This window comes from Streptomyces sp. GQFP, assembly GCF_021545335.1.
Taxonomy (GTDB): domain Bacteria; phylum Actinomycetota; class Actinomycetes; order Streptomycetales; family Streptomycetaceae; genus Streptomyces.
On record NZ_CP089312.1, the window covers coordinates 2047238 to 2073394 of the forward strand.

General features: G+C 68.6%; 20 protein-coding genes and 1 pseudogene. 14 read left to right on the forward strand and 7 right to left on the reverse strand.

Annotation, left to right across the window (positions count from 1 at the left end; translation table 11 throughout):
* The first annotated feature begins 89 nt into the window (after positions 1 to 89).
* The 6 genes and pseudogenes from LUX31_RS08935 to LUX31_RS08960 form a co-directional block, all read left to right on the forward strand.
* Complete coding sequence (locus LUX31_RS08935) at positions 90 to 1547, forward strand: MFS transporter (RefSeq protein WP_235474247.1); 1458 nt, start codon at positions 90 to 92, stop codon at positions 1545 to 1547.
* Between the two features lie 104 nt (positions 1548 to 1651).
* Positions 1652 to 2398, forward strand: coding sequence for a class I SAM-dependent methyltransferase (locus LUX31_RS08940; protein WP_235474248.1), 747 nt, complete (start codon positions 1652 to 1654; stop codon positions 2396 to 2398).
* 53 nt (positions 2399 to 2451) lie between these two features.
* Positions 2452 to 3081, forward strand: a complete 630-nt coding sequence (locus tag LUX31_RS08945; RefSeq protein ID WP_235474249.1) for a TetR/AcrR family transcriptional regulator — start codon at positions 2452 to 2454, stop codon at positions 3079 to 3081.
* 123 nt (positions 3082 to 3204) lie between these two features.
* Entirely contained in the window at positions 3205 to 4044 is an 840-nt protein-coding gene (locus LUX31_RS08950; protein WP_235474250.1) for an SDR family NAD(P)-dependent oxidoreductase, read from the forward strand.
* Between the two features lie 163 nt (positions 4045 to 4207).
* Entirely contained in the window at positions 4208 to 5404 is a 1197-nt protein-coding gene (locus LUX31_RS08955) for a cytochrome P450 (RefSeq protein WP_235474251.1), read from the forward strand.
* A gap of 312 nt (positions 5405 to 5716) precedes the next feature.
* A pseudogene (locus tag LUX31_RS08960) lies at positions 5717 to 5890 on the forward strand (rhomboid family intramembrane serine protease); the annotation flags it as partial.
* An 18-nt stretch (positions 5891 to 5908) separates the two neighbouring features.
* Here the strand turns inward: LUX31_RS08960 and hemE are convergent.
* Positions 5909 to 7003 (reverse strand): uroporphyrinogen decarboxylase, encoded by a 1095-nt coding sequence (hemE, locus tag LUX31_RS08965; RefSeq protein ID WP_235474252.1) that lies wholly within the window; start codon positions 7001 to 7003, stop codon positions 5909 to 5911.
* Positions 7004 to 7145: 142 nt separating this feature from the next.
* On the opposite strand from hemE, the gene LUX31_RS08970 reads away from it, so the two are divergent.
* The 3 genes from LUX31_RS08970 to LUX31_RS08980 all read left to right on the forward strand — a co-directional run bounded on the left by LUX31_RS08970 (position 7146) and on the right by LUX31_RS08980 (position 10221).
* Entirely contained in the window at positions 7146 to 7811 is a 666-nt protein-coding gene (locus tag LUX31_RS08970; RefSeq protein WP_235474253.1) for a DUF3000 domain-containing protein, read from the forward strand.
* Positions 7812 to 8116: 305 nt separating this feature from the next.
* Positions 8117 to 8776: a helix-turn-helix transcriptional regulator gene (locus LUX31_RS08975; protein ID WP_235474254.1), complete on the forward strand. Its 660-nt coding sequence runs from the start codon at positions 8117 to 8119 to the stop codon at positions 8774 to 8776.
* Positions 8777 to 8931: 155 nt separating this feature from the next.
* The gene (locus LUX31_RS08980; RefSeq protein WP_235474255.1) at positions 8932 to 10221 is read left to right on the forward strand and encodes an HRDC domain-containing protein; all 1290 of its coding nucleotides are present in this window, start codon (positions 8932 to 8934) and stop codon (positions 10219 to 10221) included.
* A 69-nt stretch (positions 10222 to 10290) separates the two neighbouring features.
* Here LUX31_RS08980 and LUX31_RS08985 read toward each other — a convergent pair whose 3' ends face one another.
* The 3 genes from LUX31_RS08985 to LUX31_RS08995 are packed head-to-tail and all read right to left on the reverse strand — an operon-like array spanning position 10291 to position 13387.
* Entirely contained in the window at positions 10291 to 11121 is an 831-nt protein-coding gene (locus LUX31_RS08985; protein ID WP_235474256.1) for a carbohydrate ABC transporter permease, read from the reverse strand.
* The gene (locus LUX31_RS08990; RefSeq protein WP_235474257.1) at positions 11118 to 12074 is read right to left on the reverse strand and encodes a carbohydrate ABC transporter permease; all 957 of its coding nucleotides are present in this window, start codon (positions 12072 to 12074) and stop codon (positions 11118 to 11120) included. Before LUX31_RS08990 ends, LUX31_RS08985 begins: the two co-directional genes overlap by 4 nt.
* Positions 12074 to 13387 (reverse strand): ABC transporter substrate-binding protein, encoded by a 1314-nt coding sequence (locus LUX31_RS08995; protein ID WP_235474258.1) that lies wholly within the window; start codon positions 13385 to 13387, stop codon positions 12074 to 12076. Before LUX31_RS08995 ends, LUX31_RS08990 begins: the two co-directional genes overlap by 1 nt.
* 151 nt (positions 13388 to 13538) lie before the next feature.
* Here LUX31_RS08995 and LUX31_RS09000 point away from each other — a divergent pair, with 151 nt between their 5' ends.
* From LUX31_RS09000 to LUX31_RS09015, 4 genes are all read left to right on the forward strand, one after another.
* Complete coding sequence (locus LUX31_RS09000; RefSeq protein ID WP_235474259.1) at positions 13539 to 15929, forward strand: glycoside hydrolase family 2 protein; 2391 nt, start codon at positions 13539 to 13541, stop codon at positions 15927 to 15929.
* Positions 15926 to 16960 (forward strand): LacI family DNA-binding transcriptional regulator, encoded by a 1035-nt coding sequence (locus LUX31_RS09005; RefSeq protein ID WP_235474260.1) that lies wholly within the window; start codon positions 15926 to 15928, stop codon positions 16958 to 16960. The genes LUX31_RS09000 and LUX31_RS09005 overlap by 4 nt, the downstream gene beginning before the upstream one ends.
* A gap of 231 nt (positions 16961 to 17191) precedes the next feature.
* Complete coding sequence (locus tag LUX31_RS09010; protein ID WP_235474261.1) at positions 17192 to 18418, forward strand: thiolase family protein; 1227 nt, start codon at positions 17192 to 17194, stop codon at positions 18416 to 18418.
* Positions 18415 to 20544: a 3-hydroxyacyl-CoA dehydrogenase NAD-binding domain-containing protein gene (locus LUX31_RS09015; protein ID WP_235474262.1), complete on the forward strand. Its 2130-nt coding sequence runs from the start codon at positions 18415 to 18417 to the stop codon at positions 20542 to 20544. The genes LUX31_RS09010 and LUX31_RS09015 overlap by 4 nt, the downstream gene beginning before the upstream one ends.
* A gap of 247 nt (positions 20545 to 20791) precedes the next feature.
* Here LUX31_RS09015 and LUX31_RS09020 read toward each other — a convergent pair whose 3' ends face one another.
* Positions 20792 to 21862: a hypothetical protein gene (locus tag LUX31_RS09020; protein ID WP_235474263.1), complete on the reverse strand. Its 1071-nt coding sequence runs from the start codon at positions 21860 to 21862 to the stop codon at positions 20792 to 20794.
* Between the two features lie 133 nt (positions 21863 to 21995).
* Here LUX31_RS09020 and LUX31_RS09025 point away from each other — a divergent pair, with 133 nt between their 5' ends.
* Entirely contained in the window at positions 21996 to 22373 is a 378-nt protein-coding gene (locus tag LUX31_RS09025) for an NTP pyrophosphohydrolase (protein ID WP_235474264.1), read from the forward strand.
* Positions 22374 to 22423: 50 nt separating this feature from the next.
* On the opposite strand, the gene LUX31_RS09030 is transcribed toward LUX31_RS09025, so the two are convergent.
* The gene (locus LUX31_RS09030; protein ID WP_235474265.1) at positions 22424 to 23944 is read right to left on the reverse strand and encodes an amino acid permease; all 1521 of its coding nucleotides are present in this window, start codon (positions 23942 to 23944) and stop codon (positions 22424 to 22426) included.
* A gap of 146 nt (positions 23945 to 24090) precedes the next feature.
* Positions 24091 to 26016: a 1-deoxy-D-xylulose-5-phosphate synthase gene (dxs, locus tag LUX31_RS09035; protein WP_235474266.1), complete on the reverse strand. Its 1926-nt coding sequence runs from the start codon at positions 26014 to 26016 to the stop codon at positions 24091 to 24093.
* Between the last annotated feature and the right edge of the window lie 141 nt (positions 26017 to 26157).

Sequence of the window (26157 nt, forward strand, 5' to 3'; positions counted from 1 at the left end):
ACCGATGACGGAGGGAAGATCCCTCCGTCATCTCTTTACCCTAACTGCAACTACCACGGTGGCAGAAAGTTGCCCGAAGGACGTTTTGAATGACTTCCACGTCGACAACGACCGAACAGACCGGTCCGGGACTGGCCTTACTGGCAGTGCTGATGCCGGCGATCCTCGTCACGGTCACAGCCAGCGACATGGTCAATCTGATGCTCCCGACGATCGGGGAGGAATTCGGGGCCTCCGAGGCGGAACTCGCCTGGGTCGTCACCGGCTTCCTGCTGATGTTCTCTGTCGGGATTCCCCTCTACGGCCGCGTTTCCGACCGGGTGAGCCTTCGGCGTCTCTTCGCTTTCGCACTGCTGACCTACGCCGCCGGGAGCCTTGTCTGCGCGATCTCCCCGAATCTGCCCATGCTCGTGACCGGGCGGATCGTGACGGGCCTCGGCGGGGCCGCGATCCCGGTGCTCTCGATCATCGCCGTCACGAGGCTGCTGCCGGCGGAGAAGCGCGGCATGGGGATCGGTGTCGTTTCGGCGGGCGCGGGCGTCGGCACCGCCGCCGGACCGACACTGGGCGGTGGGGTCGGCCAGTGGCTCGGCTGGCCCGCCCTGTTCTGGATCATGCTCATGGTCTCGCTGCTGCTGCTTCCCGCCGCCTGGCGCGTGCTGCCGGACGAAGCTCCGGCGGGCGGCGGTCGACTCGACCTCCCCGGTGGCATCCTCCTCGGCAGCGGAACCGGACTGGTGCTGTTCGGCATGACCCAGGCTCAGGTCTCCGGCTTCACCGCTCCCCTGTCCTGGGGCAGCCTCACGGTCGCCGTCGCGGCGCTCATGCTCTTCGGATGGCGCACCGTCCACGTGGAGCAGCCGTTTGTCCCGCCATCGCTGTTCAGCAACCGCGTCTACCGGACCGGCATCCTCGTCGCGTTCCTCGCCATGATCGTCAATCTCGGCGGCCTGGTGTTCGTTCCGCTGCTGCTGGTCGAGGTCAACGGCCTCACCCCGGGAGAGGGCGCGCTGGTCATGATTCCGGCCGGTGTGGCGACCGCCCTGCTCTCGCCGTTGATCGGCCGCCTCGCCGACCGCATGGGCACCCGCCCCCTGGTCCTCGCCGGGCTCACCCTCATCGGGCTGTTCTCCCTGTCGCTCTCGACCTTCACCGGCGGCTCCTCGGTGATCCCCGCCGGCGTCGGGATCCTCGGGATCAGCATCGGCTTCATCCTCGTGATGACCACCATCATCGGCGCCGCGGCAGCCGAGTTGCCCGCCGAACAGGCCGGCGCCGGGCTCGGAATCCTTCAGGGGGCCCAGTTCCTCGGGGCCGGTACCGGCCCCGCCGTGTTCGGCGTACTGGTGTCCGCGAGGCAGCAGAGCGGCAGCGGCGCCGCCAACCCTCTCCATTCCGGCCAGGACGGCGCCGCCTACTCCGATGTCTTCCTGGCCATGACCGTGGTCGTCGTCCTCACGCTGGTCGTCGCGACACGTATGCGGCCGGCCAAGGTTCCGGCAGCCCCCGCGGTCACACCGGCCCAGGAAGCGAACACCGTCCCGTAGCAGGAGGGTCCGGTGCCGACGCACTGATCCGGAAGCCGACTGAAGTCACTCACAGCGCATCCACGGAACTGATCCCGATCGGCCGAACGGCAAGGGGAAGCGGCATGGCCATGGAAGAACAGACTTTCTCTCAAGAGAACATGGAATTCGAGGCGCTGTATGCGGGCCGTGCGGCTTTCGGTGGCGTTGATCCCGGCGGGAAGGTGATTCCCTGGGACATCGGTGGGCCCCAACAGGCCGTTGTGGACCTGGCGCGAGCGGGAGGCTTCGCCGGCAAGGTGCTCGACGCGGGCTGCGGACTGGGGGAGAACGCCATCATGCTGGCGGGCCAAGGGTACGAGGTGACCGGTGTGGACGGTTCGCCCAGTGCCATCGAGCAGGCGGCACGGCGCGCATCGGACCATGGCGTCCAGGTGCGATTCCTGGTTGCCGACGCCACTGAACTGCGCGGTGTCGGAACCGGTTTCGACACCGCGCTCGACAGCGGGCTGTACCACTGCCTGAACGACGAGCAGCGGTCGGCGTACGCTGCCGCGCTCCACCGGGTCTGCCGACCCGATGCCACGCTCCACCTGTTCTGCTTCGCGGAGTCCATGCCGTCGGGGACACCGATCGTGGACGAGGTTTTGGTCAGCAAGGACAATCTGCATGCGAATCTCGACCCGCACTGGCAGATCCTGGACGTCACCGAAGCCGTCTTCGCCACCAGCTTCACCCACGAGCTGCTGGCCAGAATGGGAGAAGCGGGCGCACTGGACACCGCCGCCAGGCCCGGCCCGGACGCGGTCCAAGTGGACGAGCACGGGCGGGTGCTGACACCGATGTCCTATGTACGCGCACGGCGGAGGTAGCGGCGGACCGGTAGCGACGCCGCGTCTGATGATGCTCGTCCGAATCAGGTGCGATGATCGAGATCCGCCCGATATTGGACCGATTGGTCTGCTACACTCGGCGCATGCCCCGGAAACCTGCTCCCGGTACCCGCGAGCGCATCCTGGACACCGTTGCCGACCTCTTCGATCGGCAAGGTGTGCACGCGGTGGGAATGCAGCAGATCATTGATGAAATCGGGTGCGGCAAGCAGTTGCTCTACCGGGAGTTCCCCAGCAAGGACCAGCTGGTGGTGGCCTATCTCGAGCGGTCCGCCCAAGCCTGGCAACAGATCGTGGCCGGCGTGTGCGCCACGGTGGACAAGCCGGAGGACCAGTTGGTCGAACTGGTCCGAGCGGTCCAGGGCATGGCGCCGAACACGAGAGGCTGCCCGCTCCGTAACACACACGCGGAGTTTCCCGATCCCGATCATCCGGCCCATCAGGTGTCCCTGAAGCATTTCCAGAACGTGCGCGAGCAGTTGCGTGAACTCGCCCGCCGGACTCGGGCAACAGACCCGGACAGGCTCGGGGACCGGATCATGCTGATCATCGACGGTCTCTATGTGAGCGGGTCGACCCTGGGTCCCACCGGCGCGGCGGCGACGGCCGTCGGGCTCGCCCGGGACGTGGTGCGGGCCGAAATCGCCGCTGCGGCCACCTGACTCCTTTTCCTTACTTTCCCACTACTCGCCCAAGGGTGAAGACTGCCCATTGGACGGGGACTTTCCGCATCACACGATTCGCGACTCAGTTCTTCCGACTCAGTGTTTCCGAGGAGTATCACGGTGAAGACCATTGTCGTAACAGGAGGAACCTCCGGCATCGGGCACGCGCTCGCGAACACCTACCTCGACCGGGGCGAGCAGGTGGTCGTGCTCGGCCCTGATCCGGCGAAGGGGAAGAAGTTCCTCAACGCTGCCCACAAGTCGGGCGCAGCCGACCGGGCCTTCTTCATCGAAGCCGACCTCAGCCTCGTCAGCGAGAACCAGCGTGCCATCGGGCAAATCAAGACGAGGTTTGCCGCAGTCGACGCCCTCGTGTTATGTGCACGGTACTTCCGCAGCCATCGCATGGTGACCTCCGAAGGGTTCGAGCATAATTTCGCGTTGTATTATCTCAGCCGGTACCTGCTCGGATACGGCTTGGCCGACCAGATGAACAAGGCCGACACTCCGGTCGTCATGAACATCGCCGGCCCAGGGGCGGGAGCGGCGGGCATCCAGTGGGACGACCTCGGACTGGAACGCGGCTACGACGGCTGGTCGGCCATGTTCCAGGGCGGACGACTGAACGACCTCCTCGGCGTCTCGTTCGCGGACGAGAAGAACGGGCACCGCGCCCGGTATGTACTGCTGTTCCCGGGTGGAACGCGCACCGGTTTCGCGGGGGACTTCGACCCGGCCACCGCGGCCCACGTCGACCAGATGAAGAGAGCCGCGCAGCCGGTCGAGTTCGCCATTCCTCCGATCGTCAGGATCATCGACGCTCCGCCCCGGGAACCGCTGAGCGCCTTTGTGGAGGGCATGCCGCTCAGTCTGATTCGCCCGGCTTTCGACAAGGGTGCCGCGGCGCGGCTGGACAGCATCACACGGGAACTGTTGCACGACAAACTCAGCGCTTCGTAAAAGGTCCGCAGTCGATATCGCGAACGGATCTCCGCGAGATTCCGCGATAAATGCCAATATTTTCGGACCGATCGGTCTGACGCTTCCGATGAGCCGAATGTCGACCATGTACACATCATTCCCGCTGAACGACTCACGCGCCGTCAGGAAGGTAGCGAACGCCATGACCGAACCAGTGTCGATGCCTCACAACCACCGCCCGGCCACGTGCCCGTTCCGGCCCGGAGCCGATCTCGTCGAGCTGCATTACGACCCGTCGTTGCACCGAATTCCCGTGCCCAACTCCCAGCTGGGCGAGGTCGAGGCAGTCCTCGTCACCCGCGAGGACGATGCCCGCGCGGTCCTGTCCGACGCTCGCTATGAGGTCGGGTTCGCCTTCGATCCGCATTGGACCGGCCCGCGCTCGGTGATGAACCAGCCGGGCGTCCTGCTCAACTACGACGGGGACGAGCACACCCGGTACCGCCGGATGCAGGCCGGAGCCTTCACCATGAAGAGGGTCCGGGCGCTCAGCGGCGTGATCGGCCAGATCGTCGAAGAACACCTCGACGCCGTGGAGAAAGCCGGTCCGGGCGTCGACCTGATCAGGGCGTTCGCCGAACCGCTGCCCCTGATGGTGATCTGCGAGTTACTGGGGGCACCGATCGAGGACCGGGCCGACATCCGGGAGCGCAGTTCGATCGCGAGCAGCGTGGACACCACGCCGGAGGTCCAGCAGGACAACTTCGCGGCGATGATCGACTACATGGCCGAACTGGTCGCGGCGCATCGGCGCGAACCGGGCGACAACATCCTCGGGGACCTGGTGCGCAAGCACGGCGCGGTGCTGAACGACGACGAACTGGTCGGCATGGGGCTGGACGTTCTCGTTGCCGGGCACGGAACCCTCTCGGGCATGATCGGGCTCAGCGCACTGGCGTTGTTGAGGCACCCGGAGCAGCTGGCGATCCTGCGCGACGACGATTCCCTGTCCGGCGGCGCCGTCGAGGAGTTGTTCCGGGTGCTGGCAGTGGCGCCTCCACTGGTTCGGCAGGCGAACACAGACCTGTCGGTCAACGACCAGGAGATCCGCGCCGGGGAGTACGTCGTCGTCTCCACGCTGATGGCCAACCACGGCGCCGCCCTGCCCTCACCCGCCGGCGAACTCGACCTGCGCCGCAAACCCGTACCGCATCTGGCCTTCGGCTACGGTCAACACCAGTGCGTCGGCCAGCAACTCGCCCGCCTTGAACTTCAGCTCGTGCTGTCCGCCCTGTTCCGCCGCTTTCCGGACCTGCGGCTCGCAATCCCGTTCGAGGACATCGAATACCGCACCGACTCGCTGGTTTTCGGGGTCAAGAGGCTTCCCGTCACCTGGTGATCCTGTGTGCACCCTGCGGCGGCGCCGCAGCTGTGCCACCATGCTGTTTCACCTGGCTGGGGCATTCACCGCGGAGTGTGATCCCGGCGGCCGGCCACGCCTGGTTCGCTGTCGCGGACGCCGACGAGATCGTGCGTCCCCACCATCACGCCCAGGGTCACCAACCTCGAACTCCGCTCGGCCCGTCGCTGACCAATCGCTGACCAGCGCCCCGACCTTACGGCTGCGGCCTGCACGTAGGCCCAACACCTGGCAGTCCGGCGCCTCCGGGGCCATCGCCGGTGCCCTGGGCGCCTATCTGGTGCTGTATCGGCGGTGTACTCGTCCGGCGAGGGCGTCTCCGAGGCCGGCACCGTGGCGTATGCCGCCCATATCGTCGGCTTCCTCGCGGGCATGCTGCTCGCCTGGCCGCTCAGGGCCGGCACCCCGCCACCGCCCGAGCCGGGGCGCCTGCTGTGGGGCAGGCAGGCACGGCATACGTGGTGACGGGCGCCGACGCGGGGCTCAGCGGGCGGTGCTGGTGTGGACGTACTCCACGAGGCGGGTCAGGGCGTCCGGGGGCGTGTTCGGCATGACGCCGTGGCCGAGGTTGAAGACGTGACCCTCCAGGCCCTTCGCGGAGTCGAGAACCTCGCGCGTCTTGGCCTCGACGGCCTCCGTGGAGGCGAACAGGACCGTCGGGTCGAGGTTGCCCTGGAGCGCCTTGCCGGGGCCGATCCGGCGGGCGGCCTCGTCTAGCGGGACGCGCCAGTCGACGCCCATGACGTCCACGCCGGCCTCGCTCATCGGGGTGAGCAGCTCGCCGGTGCCGACGCCGAAGTGGATGCGCGGCACGCCGTACCCCTCGACGGCCTTGAAGACCTTCTGGGAGGCGGGGAGCACCGAGCGGCGGTAGTCGGCCGGGGCGAGGGCGCCGGCCCAGGAGTCGAACAGCTGGACGGCACTGGCGCCCGCCTCGATCTGGACCTTGAGGAAGGCGGCCGTGATGTCGGCGAGGCGGTCGAGGAGGTCGGCCCAGAGCTGCGGATCGCCGTACATGATCGCCTTGGCGTTCTCGTACGTCCGCGACGGGCCGCCCTCGACGAGGTAGCTCGCGAGGGTGAAGGGCGCGCCGGCGAAGCCGATCAGCGGGGTGGCGCCGAGTTCGCGGGTGAGCAGGCCGATGGCCTCGGTGACGTACGAGACGTCCTCGGGGGTGAGGTCGCGGAGCTGGGCGAGGTCCGCGCGGGTGCGGATCGGCTTCTCGACGACCGGGCCGACGCCGGGCTTGATGTCGAGGTCGACACCGATGGCCTTGAGCGGGACGACGATGTCGCTGAAGTAGATGGCCGCGTCCACGTTGTGCCGGCGGACCGGCTGGAGCGTGATCTCGGCGACCAGCTCGGGCCGGGTGCAGGACTCCAGCATGGGGATGCCCTCGCGGACCTTGCGGTACTCGGGCAGGGAGCGCCCGGCCTGGCGCATGAACCACACGGGTGTGTGCGGCACCGGCTCGCGTCTGCACGCCTTGAGGAAGGCGGAATCCTGCACGGCGTCGTTCTTGACGGCGGCGGACGTCGCTGTCGGCTGCTGGCCCGCAGGGCTCTGGTTCGCGCTCACGACCCAAAGTCTCGCACGCCCCACCGACAGCCCCGCCGACAGTCCCGCGAACAAGCTCCGTCGGCGGCTCCGACCGTACTGTGGCCCGTCCCACGGGTGTCCCTCCCCGCACGGAGGCCCGGTTCCCTTTAATCTTCCCCGCATGGCTGCGGCTCAGGGACGACTGTCGGACGGCGCTGGCGGAATGGACGACGCGAAGGAGGGGGACCGGGATGCGGACACGGCTCCGTTGCCCTTCCGGGCTGCCGTCGACGCGTTGCGGTCCGCGCGGCTGAGGCCGCAGATCGAGATCGAGCCGACGCGGGCGCCCCAGCGCCTGGCGCCGTTCGCGTACGCCCTGGAGGCGGCGGTCGTCGACGGCGAGGAAGATCTGGCCGACGGCCGGCTCGTCCTGCTGCACGACCCGGCCGGGCACGATGCCTGGCAGGGGTCCTTCCGGCTGGTGACGCTGGTGCGTGCGGAACTGGAGCCGGAGATGGCCGCGGACCCGCTGCTGCCCGACGTGTGCTGGTCGTGGCTGACGGGTGCGCTCGAGGCGCGCGGGCTGTCGTACGGCGAGGCCAGCGGCACCGTCACGCGCGCGAGTTCGCACTACTTCGGCGGGATGTCGGAGCGGCCGGCCGCCTCCCAGATCGAGATCCGCGCCTCCTGGACGCCCCGCGAGGGCCTCGGCGGCGTCCCGGACACCGCCTCCCACCTGGCCTCCTGGTGCGACCTCCTCGCCCAGATCGCGGGCCTGCCACCGGCCGCCCCCGGCGACGCGTCGGTGGTGACGCTGCCGCAGCGGCGGGGCCCTCAGTCCCGGTAGCACCTGAATCCGTTGAACGGCCTTGCGGCCCCCGTGCGGGGACCGCAAGGCCGTTCCCTTTGTCACGCCCAAGCCCCCTCTTCTGTCGCGCATCGGCACGCCGTCTTTAGTACCTCTTTGTCGATACGGCCACTTTCGGCCGCGTATCGACGCAGAGCGAAACCGTTCGATCTTCGGATGATCGAAGGCGTGTCCGAATTGCACGGATTGTTACTCACCAGATCGTGATCTTTCTCTAAAGGAGCACAGGTTTGATGCCGAAGACCTCTGTGACCTTGAAAGCACGCCGCACTCCAGGAGGCCTGGTGTCCGTTCTTCTTGAGCAGCCCGCAAGCCTGGTCGCCTACCGCCCGAACAAGCCGACCGCCATGGTGGTCGTGGCCGACCCCCGCGTCCGCTCCACCGTCACCCGCCATCTGTGGGCGCTCGGTGTGCGCGATGTGATCGAGGCCTCGTCCATCGCGGAGGCTCGTCCCCGCATCGGCAACCCCCGCGACATCTGCGTCGCTGACGTCCACCTGCCCGACGGCAGCGGGCTCACCCTGCTGTCCGAGACCCGCGCCGCGGGCTGGCCCAACGGCCTGGCACTGTCCGCCGCCGACGACATCGGAGCCGTGCGCAACGCCCTCGCGGGCGGTGTGAAGGGTTACGTCGTCACCGGCACCCGCAACAACGTCGGACTTCCCAGCCGACCCGGCGCCGCCCCCATCGGCGCCGGCGCCCGTATGCACCGCCGCCCCCCGGGTGCCCCGAGCCACCCGGGCGGCTACCGCGAGCTGTCCGGCCGCGAGGTCGAGGTCCTGCGACTGGTCGCGGAAGGCCAGTCCAACAAGGCGATCGGCGTCTCCATGGGCCTGTCCGCGCTCACCGTCAAGAGCCACCTCGCCCGTATCGCCCGCAAGCTCGGCACGGGTGACCGCGCCGGGATGGTGGCGGTGGCCCTCCGAACCGGGATCATCCACTGAACCCCGCTGAACAATGATCAACGAGCATGACTGACCACTGATCACCGACCGAATTCACTGACACGTGTGACACGTGACTGGTTTACGACCCCAAGGCGCCCGTCGACGGAACGTTCCGTCGGCGGGCGCCTTCCATACACAGATACCCTTGACAGGTGACCGAAGCCCAAGAGACCGCAGCAGACAGCTCACTGCGAACCACCGGAGGCGCCCCTCCGGACGACAACGGATCTTCTGAGGCTCAGGCGCCGATCCCCCTCCTCGATCCCCGCGACGGTATTCCGCCAGTCATCGCCGACGAGAACTCGCTCGCCGAGGTGATCGCCGCGTTCGCCGCGGGCAGCGGTCCCGTCGCCGTCGACGCCGAACGCGCGTCCGGTTACCGCTACGGACAGCGCGCCTATCTGGTGCAGCTGCGCCGCGAGGGCGCCGGCACCGCGCTCATCGACCCGGTCGCCTGCCCCGACCTGTCGGGCCTCGGCGAGGCACTCGACGGAGTGGAATGGGTGCTGCACGCCGCCACCCAGGACCTGCCCTGTCTCCGTGAGATAGGCATGATCCCCGCCACACTGTTCGACACCGAGCTGGCCGGACGGCTGGCCGGGTTCCCCCGGGTCGGCCTGGGCGCGATGGTCGAGGGCGTCCTGGGCTTCGTACTCGAGAAGGGCCACTCCGCGGTCGACTGGTCGACCCGGCCGCTGCCCGAGCCCTGGCTGCGGTATGCGGCGCTTGATGTCGAACTCCTGGTCGACCTGCGGGACGCGCTGGAGAAGGAGCTGGACCGGCAGGGCAAGCTGGAGTGGGCCCGGCAGGAGTTCGACGCGATCGCGTCGGCGCCGCCGCCCGAGCCCCGCAAGGACCCCTGGCGCCGTACGTCCGGTATGCACAAGGTGCGTCGGCGCAGGCAGCTGGCCGTCGTACGGGAGCTGTGGGAGACCCGGGACCGGATCGCGCAGCGCCGGGACGTGTCGCCGGGCAAGGTGCTGTCGGACGCGGCGATCGTCGAGGCCGCGCTCGCCGTGCCGGCCAATGTGCACGCGCTGGCCGGGCTGACCGGGTTCGGGCATCGGATGGGGCGGCGGCAGTTGGAGCAGTGGCAGGCCGCGGTGGACCGGGCGAAGGCGCTCACCGACGCGCAGTTGCCCCAGCCGGGGCAGCCTGTGGTCGGGCCTCCGCCGCCGCGGGCCTGGGCGGACAAGGATCCGGTGGCCGCGGCGCGGTTGTCCGCGGCGCGGGCCGGGGTCTCGGCGCTGGCCGAGGGGTTGAACATGCCCCAGGAGAATCTGATCACTCCGGACACGGTGCGGAGGGTTTGCTGGGAGCCGCCTGTTGTCGCTGATGCGGAGGCTGTTGCGGCAGCGCTTGAGGGGTACGGGGCTCGGGCCTGGCAGGTGGAGTTGGTGACGCCTGTTTTGGTTGAGGCGCTTTCCGCAAAGGCGCCGTAGGGGTCCTGTTGTTCGGCGGGTGCGGGTGCTTCGTGGTCGCTCGCGCAGTTCCCCGCGCCCCTGGGTGTCTCACCTGGTCGCGCCCTTCATGAAGCCGTTGTAGATGAACCTCTGCAACGACAGGAAAGCGATCAGTGTGGGCAGAATGACCAGGACCGCGCCTGCTGAGATTGTCTCCCAGTGGGCCGCGAAGGGGCCCTTGAAGCGGAAGAGGGACGTCGAGATCACGCCAAGATCTTCGGACGGCATGTAGAGGAAGGGGATGTAGAAGTCGTTGTAGACGGTGATCCCCTTCACTATCACCACCGTCGCGATCGCCGGTTTCAGGAGCGGGAAGATGATCTTTCGGTAGATCGTGAAGGCGTTGGCTCCGTCGAGGCGTGCCGACTCGTCCAGGGAGATCGGGATCGACCGGACGAATTGCAGGAAGATGTAGATCGACACGATGTCGGTGCCCATGTAGAGCGCGATCGGCGCCCAGAGGGTGTCGAACATGCCGAAGCTGTTCACGATCTGGAACGTCGCCACCTGGGTCGTGACGCCGGGCACCAGGGTCGCCACCAGGAACAGGGCGATCACCAGCTTCCGGAAGCGGAAGGTGAAGCGGTCGATGGCGTACGCGGTCATCGAACCGATGAGGACCGTGCCGCCGATGGCCACGACCAGGATGATCGCCGTGTTGGCGAACGCCGTGAGCATCCGGCCGTCCTGAAACGCCGTCACATAGTTGTCGACGTTGAACAGTCGGTCGGGGAGCGAGAGCGCGCCGCTGCCGTTCGCCATCTCCTCCGAGGACTTGAGGGAGGTCATCAGGACCACGCCGAGCGGCAGCAGCACCAGGGCCGTCGCACCGATCAGCGAGAGGTACACGAGCGTGCGGGCCACGGTGCGGCGCGTCATGTGAGGTCCACCTTGTCGTCGGGGACGAGGCGGCGCTGCACCCAGGTCACCAGCAGGATGATCAGCAGCAGGACGACCGCGGCGGCCGAGGCGAGCCCCGTCTTGTTGAAGCGGAAGGCCAGGTTGAGGGTCTGGATGACGAAGGTCTCGGTGCCGGTCGCCCCGCCGGTCATGATGTACGGGATCTCGAAGGCCGACAGCGAGCCGGAGATGGACAGGATCACCGTCAGGGTGAGGACCGGCTTGATGCCGGGCGCGATGATGTAGCGGAACTGGTGCCAGCGGTTCGCGCCGTCCAGTTCGGCCGCCTCGTAGAGCTCCCCCGGGATGGACTGGATCGCGCCGAGGAAGAGCACGAAGTTCAGGCCCAGATAGCGCCAGATCGAGACGCCGGCGAGCGAGGTGTTCGCGGAGACCGGGGTGCCGAGCCAGGCGTGGTCCGTGTGGTAGCCCACCAGGGACAGCACCGAGTCGAGGGTGCCGCCGTCCTGGAAGAAGTAGAGGAACACGAAGCCGATCGCGACCCCGTTGATCAGATACGGGAAGAACAGCACACCCTTGAAGAAGTTCCGGAACCGGATGTTGAAACTGAGGATCGTCGCGAAGTAGAGCGCGGCGACGATCTGGAGCGCGGAGGCGGCCAGGTAGTAGCCGCTGACGAAGAACACCTCGAACAGCTCGGGGCGGGTGAGGAGTTCGGTGTAGTTCTCGACGCCCGTGTAGTGCAGTTCGGGGCTGACACCGTCCCAGTCGGTGAAGCTGTACGCGACCATGTTGACGATCGGCGCGTAGGTGAAGGTGACGAGCAGGGCGAGCGGCGCGAGAAGGAAGAGCCAGGGGGTGACGAAGCGCCACAGCCGGGTCCCCCGCGGAGCCCGGGCCGGGGTGGGGGCGGCCGGGGTGGCCGCCCCCGTGGCGACCCGGAGGGCCGCCTTCTCGGTGGTGTCCGCCATCAGGACCCCAGGTTCCGCTGTGTCTCGGTCCAGCGCTCGCTGAGGTCGGCGAAGAAGTCGTCGAGGCTGCCCTTGCGGGCACCGCGGGCCAGGTCGACGAGGTTCTGCCGGTACTCGGGGGCGTAGATGCCGGTCTCCGACTGGTTGTCGATGTTCTTGACCTGCGCGCCCTTACTGTCGTCCACCTCGATGAACTTCACGCCCGCGTCCTCGTACGGCTTCAGCACCTCGGGCAGGGGCGCGTCCTTGAGCGGGGAGATGCCCAGGTTGTCGTCGACGAAGCTGGACTTCTCGGTGAACCAGTCGACCCAGGCGCGGGCCGCCGCCTTGTGCGGGGAGTGCACGTTGACGGCCTGGTTGTAGTCGGGGCTGAGGACCGCGCAGAACGTGCCGTCCACCTGGGCCGGGAAGGGCATGAAGCCGATGTCGTCGGGGCTCACCCCGGCCTTCTTCGCGGCGTCCCGGAACTGGACGATCGCCCAGGTGCCGAGCCACTGCGTGGCGATCTCACCCTTCGCCGTCCGGGGCTTGGACTCCTCCCAGTTGCTGGTCGTCGGGTCCTTCTCGACCAGGCCCGACTTCACGATGTCGTGCAGCAGGGTGTCGCCGACGCGCAGATCGGCGCCCTTCGCCCACGGGTCGCCCTCGGCCAGCTTGTCGGTCGCCCGGGTGTCGCAGTGGACCGAGCCGTTGACGTACGTCCACGAGGTGAGCGTCCAGCCGGCCGCGAAGTTGGTGTAGTACGGGATCGCGTCGGTCTGGGACTTGATCGCCTTGAGGTCCGCGAGGAACTCGGCCGGGGTGGTGGGCCATTCGGTGACCCCCGCCTCCTTCCAGACGCGCTTGTTGTAGACGAACCCGGGACTCACACCGATCGGGCTCTGCCCGTAGACCTTGCCGTCGACGGTGGTGAAGCCGGTGAAGCGGTACTTCTTGGCGCGCTCCTCCTGGGTGCCCAGCGAGGCGAAGAACTTCGGGTAGTCGCTCTTCTTGACCACCGCGGGGATCAGCAGCACATCGCCGTAGTTCTCCGTGTTCATGCGGATCTTGACATCGGTCTCGTAGTTCGTGAGCGCCTCGAACTCGACCTTGACCTTGGGGTACGTCTTGTTGAACTCGGCGGCGTACTTCTTCATCGTGCCGTCGGCGACGAGATCGGTGCGCTGGGTCAGAACCTTGATGGTGCCGCTGACTTTTGACGGATCATCAGGCGCGTTGGCGTCGGCGCCCTTCGAGGCGCCGCCGGTGCCGGTGCAGGCGGCCGAGAGCAGCAGGGCCGCGGTGGCCGCGGCGAGGACGGTACGGCGGTTCATGTGCGTCAGCTCCGTTCAGGGGACGGACGAGCACGAGTGGGTTGGCTGATTCGGCACTCTGACAGTGCTTTCTGAACCGGTAAAGTCCCTATTTCGCCAAGGCTGCCAAGATGTGGCCACCTGCGGGCCTGAAACGGTTTAGGGAGTGCGGATGCTGGAGGCCACACCGCTCACCGAGGGCTGGACCCTGAAGCACGAGGGGGGCGCCCTGCCGGCCTCGGTGCCGGGCTGCGTGCACACCGACCTGCTGGCGGCGGGAGTGATCCCGGACCCCTTTCTCGGGCTGAACGAGACCGAGGTCGCATGGGTGGGGCACCGGGAGTGGACGTACGAGACGGACCTCGACGCCTCCTCGGTCCATGAGCAGACCGACCTCGTCTTCGACGGGCTCGACACCGCCGCCGAGATCCGGCTCGACGGTCAACTCCTGGGCCGGGTACGGAACATGCACCGCTCGTACCGCTTCGACGTGACCGGGTCGACAGGGCGGCTGTCCGTGCGGTTCGTGTCCGCCTACGCCGAGGCGGAGGCCGTGCGGGAGCGGCTGGGCGAGCGGCCCGGCGCCTATGCCGAGCCCTATCAGTACATCCGGAAGATGGCCTGTTCCTTCGGCTGGGACTGGGGGCCCACTCTCGTCACGGCCGGGATCTGGCGGCCGGTGCGGCTCGAGCACTGGTCCACGGCCCGGATCGCCCGGGTGCGTCCCGAGGTGACGGTCGATGAACACGGCGTGGGACAGGTCAAGTTGGCGGTCGACGTCGAGCGCACCCGGGTCGAGGCCGGGCTCACGCTGGAGGCCCGCGTGAGCCGTGGGAGCAGCGAGTTCCGGGTGCGGGGCACGGTCGACGGGACCAGTGGTGTCGTCCGGCTGGACGTGCCGGACGTGGAGTTGTGGTGGCCGCGCGGGTACGGGGAACAGCCGCTGTACGAGGTCGAGTTGACGCTCCGTCATGGCGATGTCCCGCTGGACGGCTGGCGACGGCGGGTCGGGTTCCGGACCGTCGGGCTCGACACGTCCGCCGACGCCCACGGGGCCGGGTTCACGCTGGTCGTCAACGGGGAGCGGCTGTTCGCACGGGGCGTCAACTGGATCCCGGACGACGTGTTCCCGTCCCGGATCACCCGGGAGCGGCACCGGGAACGGCTCGCGCAGGCGGCCGGCATCGGCGTGGACCTCGTACGCGTGTGGGGCGGCGGGATCTACGAGAGCGAGGACTTCTACGACACCTGCGACGAGTTGGGGCTGCTGGTCTGGCAGGACTTCCCGTTCGCGTGCGCCGCCTATCCCGAGGAGCAGCCGCTGCGGGGCGAGGTCGAGGCGGAGGCCCGGGAGAACGTCGTACGGCTGATGCCGCATCCCTCGCTCGTGCTGTGGAACGGCAACAACGAGAACCTGTGGGGGTTCAGGGACTGGGGGTGGGAGCAGCGGCTGGCCGGAGAGTCGTGGGGTGAGGGGTATTACCTGGGCGTACTGCCGCGTCTGGTGGCCGAGTTGGACCCTACGCGGCCCTATACGGCGGGCAGTCCCTGGTCCGGGTCCTGGGATCGGCATCCGAACGATCCGGCGTACGGGACGCACCACTCGTGGGAGGTGTGGAACCGGGCGGACTACGCCGACTACCTGCTCCAAGTTCCGCGTTTCGTGGCCGAGTTCGGGTGGCAGGCACCGGCGGCGTACGCCACGCTGCGGCGCGCGCTGCCCGGCGAGACGCTCGCCTCCGAATCCCCCGGCATGCTGCACCACCAGAAGGCGGAGGACGGCAATGGGAAGCTGGAGCGTGGGCTCGGTCGCCATTTTGCGCTGCCTGAAGGGGACTTCGACCGGTGGCACTACCTCACCCAGGTCAATCAGGCCCGTGCCGTCGCCGCCGGGATCGAGCACTGGCGTTCGCACTGGCCGGTGTGCGCGGGGACGATCGTGTGGCAGCTCAACGACTGCTGGCCGGTGACGTCCTGGGCGGCGATCGACGGGGACGGACGCGAGAAGCCGCTCTATCACGAGCTGCGGCGGCTGTACGCGGACCGGCTGCTCACACTTCAAGTGCGGGGATCCGGGCTGGTGTTGGCGGTCGTCAATCAGGCGGCGGAACGGTGGAAGGGGACCGTGGAGCTGCGGCGGCTGTCCGTGGACGGGGATGTGGTGGGTGGTTCGGTGGTGCGGGTCGGGTTCGTGGCGGAGGGGCGGGCGGTCGCCGAGGTGCGGGTGCCGGAGGGGCTTGCGCCCGTGGGGGCCGAGGAGTTCCTGGTCGCCGACGCGGACGGGCTGCGGGCGCTGTACTTTCCCGTACCTGACCGTGAAATCCCTTACCCCCGGCCCGAGTTCGACGTGCGTGTTACTCCGGGGGCGGTCACGGTGACGGCCCGTACCCTCGTACGGGATCTGCTCTTGCAGGCCGACCGGCTGGACCCGGGAGCGTGGGCCGATCGTGGGCTGGTGACCCTGTTGCCCGGGGAACAGGTGACCATCGGGGTGCGTGGCTGGGAGACTCCGGATGCCGAGACCGCCCGATCGGCCCTGTACTGCGTGGAGCCCGCACGATGACGGCATCGCCGACACCCCGCGTCACCATCAAGGACGTCGCCGCGCGCGCCGGTGTGTCCAAGGGTGCCGTGTCCCTCGCCTTCAACCACAAGCCGGGGCTCGCCGAGGCGACCCGGGACCGGATCTTCACCGCCGCCCGTGAACTGGGCTGGGAGCCGAACCTCACGGCGCGGTCGCTGGCCGGGGCCCGGGTGGACGTGGTGGGGCTCGCGATCTGCCGGCCGGCCCGGCTGCTCGGGCTCGAACCGTTCTACATGGACTTCATCTCGGGCGTGGAGAGCGTACTGACCGAGCATTCGTGCTCGCTGCTGCTCAGGCTCGTACGGAGCCTGGAGGAGGAGGTCGGGCTCCAGGAGTCCTGGTGGAAGGGGCGGATCATCGGCGGGGCGATCCTGGTCGACCTGCGGGCCGACGATCCGCGGATCCAGGCCGTCGAGCGGCTCGGGATGCCTGCGGTCGCGGTCGGGCATCCGTCGCTCGCCGGCGGGCTGACCTCGGTGTGGACCGACGACGCGACGGCCGTCACGGAGGCGGTGCGGTATCTCGCGGCGCTCGGGCATCGGCGGGTCGCGCGGGTGGGGGGTGCGGTGGCGCTGGGGCACAGCAGTATTCGTACGGCCGCCTTCGACGAGGCGGCGCGGGGGCTCGGGCTGGCCGGGGTGGCTCAGGTGGCGACCGACTTCTCGGGGGACGCGGGGGCTCGGGCGACTCGGTCGTTGCTGTCCGCGGCGGGCGCGGACCGGCCCACGGCGATTCTGTACGACAACGACATCATGGCGGTGGCGGGGCTGTCTGTGGCGGCGGAGATGGGGCTGAGCGTGCCGGGGGATGTGTCGTTGCTGGCCTGGGACGATTCTCAGTTGTGTCGGCTGACTCGGCCTACGTTGTCTGCGATGAGTCACGATGTGTACGGGTTTGGGGCGGATGTTGCTCGGACGTTGTTCGGGGTGATCGGTGGAGGTGGGGTGTCTCACCCGGTGGCTACTCCTGTACTTAGTCCTCGGGGGTCCACCGCTCCGCCTAAGGGGTAGGGGGCTCCTGTTGTTCATGCGAGTGCGGGTCGCGTGTGGCTGGTCGCGCAGTTCCCCGCGCCCTGAGGTCAACCTCTGTAACCGGCGGTAACATGTTGCACCATGTGACGTTCGCCGCTCGGCCGCCCAGGGGTGTGCAGGGCTGTTACTCACAAGTAGCATGGGGCTGAGCGCCCGCTCAGCGGATGCTTATGCAGCAGTGCCGTCCCGCACCTCTGGAGGAGAGCCATCGTGCCTCGTACCGTCAGGGACGTCGTCTTCGTCGACGGCGTCCGCACCCCGTTCGGCAAGGCGGGCCCGAAGGGCATCTACCACGAGACCCGCGCGGACGACCTCGTCGTGAAGGCGATCCGGGAGCTGCTGCGCCGCAACCCGGGTCTCGACCCCAAGGCGATCGACGAGGTCGCCATCGCCGCGACCACGCAGATCGGTGACCAGGGGCTGACCCTGGGGCGGACCGCCGGCATTCTCGCCGGGCTGCCGCAGTCGGTCCCCGGGTACTCCATCGACCGGATGTGTGCGGGCGCGCTGACCGCCGTCACCTCGGTCGCCGGTTCCGTCGCCTTCGGTGCGTACGACATCGCCATCGCCGGTGGTGTCGAGCACATGGGCCGTCACCCCATGGGCGAGGGCGTCGACCCGAACCCGCGGTTCGTGAGCGAGAAGCTCGTCGACGAGTCGGCCCTGTTCATGGGCATGACCGCCGAGAACCTGCACGACCGCTACCCGCACATCACCAAGCTGCGCGCCGACGAGTACGCCGTGCGCTCGCAGGAGAAGGCCGCCAAGGCGTACGCCAACGGCAAGATCCAGCAGGACCTGGTGCCGATCTCCGTGCGGAACACCAACGACCAGGTCGGCGAGACCGGTTGGGGTCTCGTCACCGCCGACGAGCCGATGCGGCCGGGGACCACCCTGGAGAACCTGAGCGGGCTGAAGACGCCGTTCCGGGTGCACGGGCGGGTCACCGCGGGCAACGCGGCCGGTCTGAACGACGGCGCGACCGCCTCGCTCATCGCGTCCGAGGACTTCGCGCGCGAGAACAACCTGCCCGTCAAGATGCGCCTCGTCTCGTACGCCTTCGCGGGTGTCGAGCCCGAGGTCATGGGCTACGGGCCGATCCCGGCGACCGAGAAGGCCCTCGCCAAGGCGGGCCTGGGCATCGGTGACATCGGTCTGTTCGAGGTCAACGAGGCGTTCGCCGTCCAGGTGCTGGCCTTCCTCGACCACTACGGCATCGCGGACGACGACGCGCGCGTCAACCAGTACGGCGGTGCCATCGCGTTCGGCCACCCGCTGGCCTCGTCGGGTGTGCGTCTGATGACGCAGCTCGCCCGTCAGTTCGAGGAGCAGCCGGAGGTCCGCTACGGCCTCACCACCATGTGCGTCGGCTTCGGCATGGGCGCCACCGTCATCTGGGAGAACCCGCACCACAAGGACGCCGGAGGCGACAAGTGAGCACCACCACCGAGCTTTTGAAGGGTGCGGCCGAGCTGTTCCCCGACGAGGTCGTGACGTCCGCGCACGTACGCCACCTCGATCTGCCGTTCGGCGCGGGCCGGTTCGCCCTCATCACCCTGGACAACGGCTTCGACCACACCAAGCCGACCACCTTCGGTCCGGCCTCGCTGGCGAACCTGAGCGCCGCCATCGACCAGGTCGAGAAGGAGGCGTCGGCCGGCGAGATCGTCGGTGTCGGCGTCACCGGCAAGCCGTTCATCTTCGCGGTCGGCGCCGACCTCAAGGGCGTCGAGCTGCTGAAGAACCACGACGACGCGCTCGCCATCGGCAAGGGCGGCCACGAGGTCTTCAAGCGGCTGTCCGCGATCGCCGTCCCGACCTTCGCCTACTACAACGGTGCCGCCATGGGCGGTGGCGTCGAGGTCGGTCTGCACTGCGAGTACCGGACCGTGTCGAAGGCCATCGCGGCCTTCTCCCTCCCCGAGGTCTTCCTCGGCCTGGTCCCCGGCTGGGGCGGCTGCACGATCCTGCCGAACCTCATCGGCGCGGAGCGTGCGGTGAGCGTGATCATCGAGAACTCGCTCAACCAGAACAAGCAGCTCAAGGGCCAGCAGGTGCTCGACCTGGGCATCGCCGACGCGCTGTTCGAGGGCGCGGACTTCCTGGAGCAGTCGCTGCTCTGGACGGCTTCCGTCCTCAAGGGCGACATCACGGTCGAGCGTCCGGCGATCGACCGCGGCGAGGCCTGGGACCAGGCGGTCGCCAAGGGCCGGTTCATCGCGGACAGCAAGGTGCACGGGGCGGCTCCGGCCGCATACCGCGCCCTCGACATCATCGCCGCGGCGAAGAACGGCGACCTCCAGCAGGGGTTCGACGCGGAGGACGTGGCCCTCGCCGATCTGATCATGGGTGGCGAACTCCGGTCGGGTATTTATGCCTTCAATTTGGTGCAGAAGCGCGGCAAGCGGCCGGCGGGTGCGCCGGACAAGTCGCTGGCGCGTCCGGTGACGAAGGTGGGCGTGGTCGGTGCGGGTCTGATGGCCTCGCAGCTGGCGCTGCTCTTCCTGCGCCGCCTTGAGGTGCCGGTCGTGCTGACCGACATCGACCAGGAGCGCGTCGACAAGGGTGTGGGCTACGTCCACGCCGAGATCGAGAAGCTGCTCGGCAAGGGCCGGATCAACCAGGACAAGGCCAACCGCCTCAAGGCGCTGGTGACGGGTGTCCTGGACAAGGCGGAGGGCTTCTCCGACGCGGACTTCATCATCGAGGCCGTCTTCGAGGAGATCGGCGTCAAGCAGCAGGTGTTCGCGGAGGTCGAGGCGGTCGCTCCGGCGCACGCGATCCTCGCGACGAACACGTCCTCGCTGTCGGTGACGGAGATGGCGTCGAAGCTGAAGAACCCCGAGCGGGTCGTCGGCTTCCACTTCTTCAACCCGGTCGCGATCCTGCCGCTGCTCGAGATCGTGCGCGGCGAGCAGACGGACGACGCCTCGCTGGCCACGGCGTTCGGTGTCGCCAAGAAGCTGAAGAAGACCGCGGTGCTGGTGAAGGACGCTCCGGCGTTCGTCGTGAACCGTATCCTCACCCGCTTCATGGGTGAGATCCAGAACGTGATCGACGAGGGTACGTCGGTCGAGGTCGCGGAGAAGGCGGTGGAGCCGCTGGGGCTGCCGATGTCTCCGCTGGTGCTGCTGGAGCTGGTCGGTCCCGCTATCGGGCTGCACGTGTCGGAGACGCTGAACCGGGCGTTCCCGGAGCGGTTCACGGTGTCGCCGAACCTGGCTGCTGTCGTCAAGGCGGGGAAGCGCGGCTTCTACGTGTACGACAGTGGGAAGCCGGAGTTGGACCCCGAGGTTGCCGCGCTGCTGAAGCAGGGGGATGTCGCCCTGAGCGAGGAGCAGGTGCGGGACCGGGTGCTCGACGCTGTCGCCCAGGAGATCGGGCTGATGCTCGACGAGGGTGTCGTGGCTGAGGCTCAGGACATCGACCTGTGCCTGATCACGGGCGCCGGGTGGCCGTTCCACCTGGGTGGGATCACGCCTTACCTGGACCGTGAGGGTGTCTCCGAGCGGGTGAACGGGAAGCGGTTCCTGGAGGCCGGGGTGGCTTCCGTACCGGCGTAACGGTTCGTTGGTGGTCGCTGGGTGCCCTGCATGCCGTGTGTGGTGTGCGGGGCACTTGGTTTTTTCGCCCCCGCCGCCCCTACCCATTCCCATCCCTGGGGGCTGCGCCCCCAGACCCCCCTTTTTCGGCCTGAACGGCCTCGTCCTCAAACGCCGGACGGGCTGAAAGATCCAGCCCCTCCGGGGTTCGGGGGCGGAGCCCCCGAGGATGGGAACGGGTAGGGGCGGCGGGGGCGAGAGACAGCCCTCACACCGTCGCCCACGCCTCCAGCGCCAACCCCGGTTCCCGCTTCCTCCGTGCCACCCTCAGGTCCCCGCCCCCGGGTACCACCGTCGCCGCGACCACCCTGCCGTCCGCGTCCTCCGTCAGCGACACCCGTGCGTCCAGCGGGAGTTGGGGGCCCGACTCCGTCCACCACGCCCCCGCCGACTCCTGCTCCGTCGGATACGCCGCGAACGCCACCCGCCCGCTCGCCGAGCGCTGCGCGAGCAACGTGCAGTCGATCTCGTCCAGGGTGCAGCGGATCACCGCCACCGGGCCGGGCCCCGCGCCCGGGAGAACCTCCACCGGCTCGCTCCCCGCCCGCCACGCGCACACCGTGTCCGTCTCGTCCGTGTAGAAGAGCGTCACGTGCTCGTCGGACGTGACCAGCGCCCGCAGGGTGCCCGGACGGGCCGTCACCTTGAGCGGGGTCTCGTCGAGTTCGGGGATCCAGCCGGGGCCGCCCTGCGTCCACCGGACGATGCCGTGGGGCGAGTTGCCGTACAGCTCCACGCGGCCCGAGGTGCGCGTGACCGCCGTCAACTGCTCTTCCACACCTTCGCCTTTGAGGTCGCGCCAGGGACCCCACCCACCGCGCTCCTTCTGGCCGCGCATGCTGACCCCGCCCACCGCGTTCCGTACGAAGACATGGGCGCGGCCCTCCGCGTCGACGGCGACCGCCGGTACGCCCGTCCGGTCGCCCTTCTGGTTCGGGTGGCCGAGGGGCGTCCAGTCGAGGGCGGCGAGAGCGGGGCGGAAGTGGGTGGTGTGGACGAGGCCCGCCTCGCCCTTGACCGTGGGGCGCCAGGTCGCCAAGTGGGCGTACTGGTCGGCGCCTTGACCGACGCCGAGCATGGGGTGCACGCGCTGGTCGCCGCCGATGCGCCTGGGTTCGAGCCAGGGCCCGCCGGGCCGGGACTCCGCACGGCAGACGATCGCGTCCCCCACGGCGTCGTACGCGCTCAGCCGGCCGTCGCGACCCCGTATCAGCCAGTCACCGTTGACCGACTCGGGACGCCCCACGGCCGTGGGCGCGGAAGGAGGAACAATGGGCACTGGACTACTTTAGTGTGCTCTTACCTTTGCCGCGCCTCCCGGCCCCCCTCATCCGGTACAGACGATTCCGGTACTCGCCGTTCCCTTACCTGCCATTGACGGCCATTTCGGTGCCGCGTGCGACCCTGGCCCCATGGACACCCCACGCCTCCTCATCGTCGATGCCGCCAATGTCGTCGGCTCGGTTCCCGACGGCTGGTGGCGGGACCGGCGCGGGGCGGCGGAGCGACTGCGGGACCGGCTGGTCGCGTATGGGGAGAGCGGTTTGCCCGGGCACGCCGGGCCTCTGGAGATCGTCCTCGTCGTCGAGGGCGCTGCCCGTGGAGTCGAGTCCGTTCCCGGTGTACGGGTCGACTCGGCGGCCGGCAGCGGGGACGACCGGATGGTCGAGCTGGTCGCCGAGGCTCAGGGGCGGGACATCCTCGTCGTCACCGCCGATCGTGAACTGCGGCGCAGGGTCGCGGAGTTGGGCGCCGACGTCGCCGGGCCCCGTTCGGTACGGAGCAACTAGCGCACGCCGTGCCGAACGGGGCCCGATGGTCAACTCGCCGACCGTTCAGGTCAGTTGGTGTCGGTCGGGGGCTTGAGCACCTGGCCCACCGTCGTCTCCTGCCGGCGTCCCAGGAGGCTGTGGGAGCGGCCGTACAGGAAGTACACGAGGAAGCCGAGCGCCATCCAGCCCGCGAACCGCAGCCAGGTCTCGGCGGGCAGGTTCAGCATCAGCCAGAGCGAGGCGAGCACCGACAGGATCGGGATGAACGGCACCCACGGGGTGCGGAAGGCCCGGTGCAGGTCGGGGCGGGACCTGCGGAGGATGACCACACCGATCGCCACGACCACGAAGGCGAACAGCGTGCCGATGTTGACCAGTTCGGCGAGTTCGCTCAGCGGGGTGAAGCCGGCGACGATCGCGATGATCACGCCCAGCAGGATCGTCGGGCGGTGCGGGGTCCGGAAGCGCGGGTGGACGTGGGAGAAGAAGCGGGGCAGCAGTCCGTCTCGGCTCATCGCGAAGAAGACCCGGGTCTGGCCGAGGAGAAGGATCATGCAGACCGTTGTCAGGCCCACCGCCGCGCCGAAGCTGATGAAGCCCGCGAACCACGGGTGCCCGGTGGCCTTGAAGGCGTCGGCGAGCGGCGCGGTCACCGACAGCTCGGTGTAGTGCTGCATGCCGGTCACCACGACCGACACCAGGACGTAGAGAGTGGTGCAGATGATGAGGGAGCCGATGATGCCCCGGGGCATGTCCCGCTGCGGGTTCCTGGTCTCCTCGGCGGCCGTGGCCACCACGTCGAAGCCGATGAAGGCGAAGAAGACGACGGAGGCGGCGGTGAAGATGCCCATCACGCCGAAGTTGGAGGGCGCCCAGCCGAACATCAGCTGGATGAGCGGCGATTGGAGACTGTCGCCGGCCGGGACCTCCTGCGCCTTCGGGACGAACGGGTCGTAGTTGTCGCTCTTGATGAAGAAGGCGCCCGCGATGATCACGGTCAGGACGACGGTCACCTTGATGGCGACGACGATCGAGGTGACGCGCGCGGAGAGCTTCGTACCGAGTACGAGGATGGCCGTAAGCACCAGGACCAGTGCGGCGGCGAGGATGTCGAAGCCGAAGCCGTCGGCGCCGTCCCGGCCGCTGAGCGCCTCCGGCAGATGCCAGCCCGCGTTGTCGAGGAGCGAGTCGATGTAGCCGGACCAGCCGACGGCGACCACCGCCGTACCGAGCGCGAACTCCAGCACGAGGTCCCAGCCGATGATCCAGGCGGGCAGTTCGCCGAGCGAGGCGTACGAGAACGTGTACGCGGACCCGGCCACCGGGACCGTGGAGGCGAACTCGGCGTAGCAGAGCGCGGCGAGCGCGCAGACGACACCGGCGACCACGAAGGCCAGGGCGACGGCGGGGCCCGCGTTGTTCTTGGCGACCGTGCCGGTGAGGACGAAGATGCCGGTGCCGATGATGACACCGACGCCGAAGACCGTCAGATCCAGCGCGGACAGGGATTTCTTGAGCGCGTGCTCTGGTTCTTCGGTGTCGAGGATGGACTGTTCGACCTTCTTCGTCCTGAAGAGGGTGCTGCTCACGGGCGTACCTCCCACGCTGTGTCGTCCCGGACATGATCGAGAGGGGGCGTGGTGCGTATGCCCTGACACCAGGGATGTCACGCTAATGGGCCGCTTTCCCCACCGTAAAGGGTGGTGAAAGCGGCCCATTGGGACTCAGGTGTGGGTCAGTCGCGCGCGGGCTCCACCGAGTCGACTTCCGACTGCTCGAACCGTCCGTCGATCTTCGAGACCAGCCCGGTGACCTGGCGGGCGATGTCCGGCGCGGTCAGACCGATCTCCGCCATGACCTCGGCCCGCGAGGCGTGGTCGAGGAAGCGCGGCGGGATACCGAAGTCACGCAGCGGTACGTCGACCCCCGCGTCCCGCAGGGCCTGTGCGACGGCCGAACCGACGCCGCCCACACGGGAGTTGTCCTCGACGGTGACGACCACGCGGTGCCGCTCGGCGAGCGGGGCCATGGCCTCGTCGACGGGCTTGACCCAGCGCGGGTCGACGACGGTGGTGGAGATGCCCTGCTGCTCCAACAGCCCGGCGATCTCCAGGCACATGGGGGCCAGCGCGCCCACGGAGACGAGGAGCACGTCCGGCGTGTCCGTACCCGGCTCCCGCAGTACGTCCATGCCGCCGACGCGTCCCACGGCGGGTACGGCGGGGCCGACGGCGCCCTTCGAGAAGCGGACGACGGTCGGCGCGTCGTCGACCTCGACTGCCTCGCGGAGCTGGGCGCGGACCTGGTCGGCGTCGCGCGGGGCGGCGAGCCGGAGGCCCGGTACGACCTGGAGGATCGACATGTCCCACATGCCGTTGTGGGAGGCGCCGTCGGTGCCGGTGACGCCGGCCCGGTCGAGCACGAACGTCACGCCGCACTTGTGCAGCGCCACGTCCATGAGGACCTGGTCGAAGGCCCGGTTCAGGAAGGTGGCGTACACCGCGAAGACGGGGTGCACTCCCCCGGTGGCGAGGCCGGCCGCGGAGACGGCGCCGTGCTGCTCGGCGATGCCGACGTCGTAGATGCGGTCGGGGAAGGCGTCGGCGAACTTCTTCAGGCCGACCGGCTGGAGCATCGCGGCCGTGATGGCGACGATGTCCTCGCGCTCCTGGCCCAGCTTGACCATCTCGTCGCCGAAGACGGAGGTCCAGTCGGCGCCGGATGCCTTGACCGGCAGGCCGGTGTCGGGGTGGATGGGGCCGATGCCGTGGAAGCGGTCGGCCTCGTCCTGGAGGGCGGGCTGATAGCCACGGCCCTTCTCGGTGAGGCAGTGCACGATGACGGGCCCGCCGAAGCGCTTCGCCCGCGCCAGCGCGGACTCCAGGGCCTCGATGTCGTGGCCGTCGATGGGGCCGACGTACTTGAGTCCGAGGTCCTCGAACATGCCCTGCGGGGCGATGAAGTCCTTGAGGCCCTTCTTGGCGCCGTGCAGGGTCTCGTAGAGCGGCCTGCCGACGACTGGGGTCCGCTCCAGCAGGTCCTTGCCCTTGGCGAGGAACCGCTCGTAGCCGTCCGTCGTGCGCAGGGTGGCCAGGTGGTTGGCGAGGCCGCCGATGGTGGGCGCGTACGAGCGCTCGTTGTCGTTGACGACGATGACCAGCGGGCGGTCCTTGGCGTCGGCGATGTTGTTCAGCGCCTCCCAGGCCATCCCGCCGGTGAGCGCGCCGTCACCGATGACGGCGACCACGTGGTGGTCGTCGCGTTTCTGGACCTGGTTGGCCTTCGCGAGGCCGTCGGCCCAGCCCAGGACCGTCGAGGCGTGCGAGTTCTCGATGACGTCGTGCTCGGACTCGGCCTGCGAGGGGTAGCCGGAGAGGCCGCCCTTCATCTTCAGCTTGGAGAAGTCCTGGCGGCCGGTGAGCAGCTTGTGGACGTAGGACTGGTGGCCCGTGTCCCACAGCACCTTGTCCTTCGGCGAGTCGAAGACCCGGTGCAGCGCGATGGTCAGCTCGACGACACCGAGGTTGGGGCCGAGGTGGCCGCCGGTCTTGGAGACCGCGTCGACGAGGAAGGTCCGGATCTCCTCGGCCAGCTGGTCCAGCTGCTCCAGGCTGAGCCGGTCAAGATCACGCGGTCCCCTGATGCGGGTCAGCAGCGGCACCCGTGCCTCCTTGCAGTAGAGCTGATCGAGCTTTCGCCGGGCGTGTCGAGTCTAGTGTTCCGCCTTCGCGAACAACGCCCGGCCTGTGCGTGATACGTCACGCGATCGGCCGTACCCAAGAAACGGGTTATCTATGACACA